This is a genomic window from Moraxella catarrhalis (assembly GCF_001656295.1).
GTDB classification, from domain to species: domain Bacteria; phylum Pseudomonadota; class Gammaproteobacteria; order Pseudomonadales; family Moraxellaceae; genus Moraxella; species Moraxella veridica.
Map to the genome: position 1 here is coordinate 62,374 of NZ_LXHE01000024.1, position 6,000 is coordinate 68,373.

A 6,000-nucleotide genomic window follows, 5' to 3' on the forward strand; every position below is an offset into this window, starting at 1 on the left:
TTCTTTGACCACCCAATAAAAAACCACCAGCCAAGCCAATTTGCCTAACTGATGTTTTGATATCAACTTGCTTTTAAAAACTCATCCCTAAACTTACGCCACTCACCCAATCTTTGTTTGAAAAGCCTGCGGGCTCACTGATTGCTTTTGAAGTGAAGATGTCATAGTTAAAACTTAGGTAGGGGTTATTTGTATTTGGTGTGTAGTGTCCTTTGATGCCAATGAAAGCGCCTGCTAAATGTTGTCCAAGCAGTCGCTCATTTTGGCTTTTGTCGTGGTTGGTGATGTAGCCTGCATCCATTCCCAGATAAATGGCATGGCTGGCTTGACTGTTTCTTATGTTGTTTTGATTGATTGTGGTGCTGTGATTGTTCGCTGACTGTTTATTTAAAAAGCTTGGATAAAAGCTAATATCCTGTCTTACCAAGATACCATTATCCGCCGATAATGAACGCTCACCATCAAAACCTCTGACGGTGTATCTGCCACCAATAGCCATCTTTAAATCTGGTGTTAGGCTGTCGGTGGCGTATTGGGCTTTGAGCGTGGTGCTGTGGATAATAGGCAGTGGTTTATTGCCTATGATTGGGCCATATCGACTGGTTAGATTTGAGTTTAGCTGATAGATGCCAACACGAGCTGAGCCTTCATCAAACAGCTCCTCTGGTGAGGGCAGTGCATTAAAAGCGGCTGTACCTCGTTTATAGGATATATCGGTGCTAAGGCTATGATTGGCTCGTTTGCCGAAAGTGGTCTCATGGCTCATGCCAAATAAATAACCTGCGGTTTTACGGGTTTGTACATCAATGAGAGTACCATCAATATCACTTTGTTGGGATTTGGCATATGCGCCAGCATACACATGGCTTTTACTGTGAGCATCTCTGTGTACCAGATGAGACAGCTTGGCGTTGTACCCACGAGAAGTACCACCATAGATATAATCTTGGGTGCTGCCTGCCACGGTTTGATGATAGCTGTAGCGATTGGCATTGAGCTGTAAAACGCTGCTTTTAATAGGAATCACATAACCAATACCATAATTCTTAGAGCCTTTGCTCTTATCAGACGGATGGTCTTTATCATCATTGATTTGATTGCCCAAATCTCGCCCAAAGCTGAGATAAAATAAATCATTATAGTTTGCCAAATTATCTAGGCTAAGTGTCGCCACCCCTTGATATTTCCCTGTGGATTTAGAGCCTGAATCATCAATGCTTAGACTGCTACGAAAACGGCGATGCTGGGTATAATCAATTAAAATATCACTAAAGCCAAGGGTGCCAAGGGTATTGATGGCATTATCTGCTGATGGATTTAAACCAGTATGACTTGGCGCAATCTTAAAATTGGCGTCAGCACTTGGCACGCGTTTAAAGTTTAGAAGCGTGGTTTCTAAATCACGGATGTTTAATAGCTTGCCTGTTTGTATGGTGAGTGCTGTGTCTAAAATGGCAGGATAAGCCCTATTTGTCTGTTTAACATAGACAGGTACTTTACTATCCGCTGTATTCACCACCACCTGAGCAATCTTACCAGGGATTAAGGTTAGCCTTAGCTCACCATCTGTCAAATTCTGATCACCCACCATAATACGACTGGTGACATAGCCTTGTTCAATTAAGCGGTTTTGCACACGAGTGGCAATGGCATTGATGTCGTTTACTGTCATACACTTGCCTAATACACTGCTGCCGCCCATGATTTTAGGCATGAGTGCAAAGCCAAGCGTGTCTGCAAAGATGATATCATCTTGGGATAGTACTGAATAACCAATCTTGTGTATATCAAAGCAAATGGCGTTATCTGCTACGGGTTGCTCTTGGATTTGGGTGGTGGTATCAGTGGAAGCTGTATCTGCCACCACTTTTGGATTTGGTACCAACTGTTCTAGCAATGCCTGATTGCGAGCATCTTGGGTTTGGATTAGGGTTTGGTTGGTGGTGTTGGCAGAGACGGTGTTATGAACCAAAATTGCAGTAATTGTGGTGGCAAGGATTGTTGGTCTAATCATAGGTGCATTCTAGCATCGTATTCAAGAATATTACATATTTTAACTATATAAATACAATCTTGCAAGCTTATCTAAATTAATTACCATTGCTACATTTATACATATTTATTACAATATTATTGCTATTTATTTTAAAAAGAAATTTTTATGAACCATGTATACAAAACCGTCTTTAACAAATCCAAACAGACTTGGATGGCGGTTTGTGAATATGCTCGTCGTGTTGGTTGTGGCAGTGCAAGTGGTGGCAGCAAATCTGTGACACGAGGTATAGTTGGTTCTATGACTTTTTTATCCTTTGCAGTACTTATGGCTTTGCAATCAGCCCATGCCAACACCCCCACCACCATCATTGCAGATAAATCCGCTGATAAAGCCTTACAGCCGATTGTATTAAACACCGCAAGTGGTGTGGTTTCTGTCAATATCGCCACGCCTAATGCTCGTGGCTTATCCAATAATCATTACAGCCAGTTTGATGTGGGTAGCACAGGTGCTGTATTAAATAACAACCGTAAAGCGGTGGGTACCCAAATCGCAGGCTTTGTGGCGGCTAACCCCTATATGGCTCGTGGGGAAGCTTCTACCATCTTAAACCAAGTCAATTCCAACAACCCAAGTCATTTGGGTGGCTTTATTGAAGTGGCAGGCAAAAAAGCCGATGTCATCATTGCCAATCCATCAGGGCTTGTCATCAATGGTGCTGGGTTTATCAATGCAGCTAATGTGCATCTGGCAGCAGCAAACAGCCAAGTTAATCAAGGACAAGTGACAGGTTATGAGGTTGGCACAGGTCATATTGCCGCCCATGGCAAATTAAACCTACAAGGCACGGATTATGCCGCACTCATTGCCAAAGCTGTGCAGATTAATGATGAAATCTATGCTGGCAGACAACTTGATGTTATTCTAGGTGAAAACAGTGTCCATCTTCAAGATGGCGATTTCACACAATTAACTGCCATCAATAAACAAACAAGCACATCATCTGCCAATCAAACCACCAATAAGGAGCAACAAGGCGCTACGCCAACCTTGGCATTGGACATCTCAAATCTTGGTGGGATGTATGCAGGTAAAATCCATCTTATCGGCACTGACAAAGGCTTTGGGGTCAATAACCAAGGGGTCATTACAGCCACAGGTAGTGGACAACAGCTTGGTGCTGGTACGCTCACCTTGGACAGCCAAGGCAATCTGGTCAATACCGGTAAAATCCTAGCCAAAGATGCTGTCACCATCAACACCCATGGCAGCACTACTCAAAACAACGGCATACTGTTAAGCAAGCAAGCAGACATTGCCATCAATACCGCAAGTCTTAATAACACAGGCATCATTCACAGCACCCAAACCGCCAAGATTGCAGCCAAAGAAGCGATTGAAAACCGTGGCAGTGTCTATGGCGGTGTTTTGCAAGTGAATACTGATAAGCTGAATAACACCGGTCAGCTTATCCAAACCGGTACAGGTAAGCTTGATATCACGACCGATACACTGATCAACATTGATAAAGCGGTGATTGGTCAAAGCCTGTATGGACAAACCAGTATCCCTACACCCTCTGCCCCAAGCAGTGATCAAAGTGCTGGCAGTATTAGCAATCAGCCGAAAGACAGTACGGCAGGCAGTACAGGTAATTTGGGGACAGACCCACAGCCACCTGCTTTAAGTGACTCTGGTGCAAACGCACAAACCAAACCCATCCCAAATGCTCGTGGCCATATCATTGCTACCAATCGTATTCACAACACAAACGATCAAGCACTCATCACAGCCACAGGTGATATTACCATCACGGCTAATCAGACCAGTAACACCAAGCAAGCATCCATCGATGCACAAAGCCTAAATACCAACACCCTGACCAACACCGACAGTAAAATCGCCTTAGATGAGATCAACTGGCAATTAAAGAGCTTTGATAATACCAAAGGCAGCATCACTGCCAAAAATGGCATGGTGATTGGCAGTGAATCTGCCATCATCAACACAGGCGGTAGCCTAACAAGCGGCACCGATATCACACTTGTCGCCAAAGACAACATCATCAATCAAGGTGGTAGCATCACTGCAGCAAAGCAAACAGACATTACTGCCAAAGAGCTACAAAACGGTGGCATCATCACGGCTGATACACTTACCATCACCCAACAAGTGGACTATACCCATACCGATCAAGATAAGCTTGTTGCCAATCGCTTAGCGTTTACAACAAGTGGTAAGCTGATTAATCAAAGCCAATTGACCGCAGGTCAAACATTAACACTGAATGCCAATCACATTGATAACACGCAAGCAGGTATCATCACAAGCGGCAATCACACACAGATTACTAGCCAAACGGATATCACAAACCAAGGTTTAATCAACAGCGAAACCACGGTTATTAAAGCCAAGGATACAATCAACAATCAGTCAGGTGGTCGTATCTATGGCACACAGCTTGCCATCCAAGCTGACACGCTCAATAACACACCAGCAAAAGCCAAAGATATCGATACTCACCACACTGCCCCTGTCATCGCTGCCAGACAGCGTCTGGATATTGGTGTGAATCACTTAAACAACCACCCCAACCCTGACAGAGCGGGTAAATTCAATGACGGCTTTGACAATCAGGCTTTAATCACAAGCTTGGGTAGTCTGCACATTGGCGGTAGTCTAGATGACAATCAGCAAGCTGCAGGCAAAGCAGAGACGGTTGTTAATAAAGGCGCAACCATTGAGTCTGGTGGGGAGATGCAAGTTGACACCAAAACCTTGCTAAACACCAATGCTGACTTTAAAAAGCATACGGTTAAGGTAGAAGCAGAATCTGTTTACAGGCAAACACTTTATCGCAATCGCGAGCAATTTAGAGCATACAACCGCCAATTTAACAAAAATAAAAGCGATGTGGATTTAGCCCTAAACATCTACACCACCGATGAAGCGTATTTAGGTCCAACCAGTAAAAAAGGTGCACCGACTGGCGCTTTGTATGTCAAGCAAGAAAACGGACGCTATTATCGTGTTGGTGAAGAGATTGATGAAATCACGGTAGACTTTGTTGTCTATGAAGACAAAACTCTGACTTCTGACCCTGCTCGTATGGTAGCGGGACAAAATCTTATCATTCATGGCGACACCTTAATTAATGATAAAAGCCAAATGAATGCAGGTTTAGGCTTTGCAGTGCTTGGTGATAGAGTCATTCAAACACCTGACAATGGTTTGTATGGTGAAAAAACCAAAGTCACTGAAAATGGTCGATATGTCAGTCGTACAGTGGTCTCATCTGGTGCAGGTCGCAGGCACAAGCGTGTGGATATTGCTAGCGGCATATTTACACAATCCTTTGCGCCACTAGCAACGTATCAGCTGCCCATCTTAAACGCCACCATCAACAGTACACCAAGTAGCACAGGTATTGATAAACCAGCGACAGGCAATGATGTCTCTACCATCATCAAGGATGTCAATGATGACACCATCACCTTACCAACTTCAGCCTTATACATCATCACTGCTGACGACCCTAACTTGCCACTGATCCAAACTGACCCTGCGTTCACCGATTACAAACAGTGGCTATCGTCTGATTATATGCTAAAAGCATTACAATCAGACCCAAATCACATCCACAAACGCCTCTCTGATGGCTATGGTGAACAAGCTCGTATTAAAGATCAGTATTATCTACTGACAGGCAGACACATCAACACCGATTATCACAGTAACGAAGAAGCCTACAAAGCCTTAATGGATAATGGCATCACGGCAGCCAAACAGTTCGGCTACACGCTTGGCAACGCACTCACTGCCGATCAGATGGCAAATCTTACTACTGACATCGTTTGGCTGGTGAAAGAGTCTATCACCTACACCATCAAAGACAAAGATGGCAATAGCATCACCAAAACCCAAGATGTTCTGGTACCCAAGCTGTATCTTAGATCTGCCAACATTGCGACAGGCACACTTACCCCTGATGGTAGATACAG

The 6,000-nt window shown here is 44.0% G+C and carries 2 protein-coding genes; one reads left to right on the plus strand and one right to left on the minus strand.

The window, feature by feature from the left end:
• Positions 1-73: 73 nt before the first annotated feature.
• Positions 74-2,014 (minus strand): ShlB/FhaC/HecB family hemolysin secretion/activation protein, encoded by a 1,941-nt coding sequence (locus AO382_RS09725; protein WP_064620679.1) that lies wholly within the window; start codon positions 2,012-2,014, stop codon positions 74-76.
• A gap of 147 nt (positions 2,015-2,161) precedes the next feature.
• Here AO382_RS09725 and AO382_RS09730 point away from each other — a divergent pair.
• Positions 2,162-6,000: filamentous hemagglutinin N-terminal domain-containing protein (locus tag AO382_RS09730; protein WP_154806269.1), on the plus strand; the 3,839-nt coding region annotated here is incomplete at its 3' end.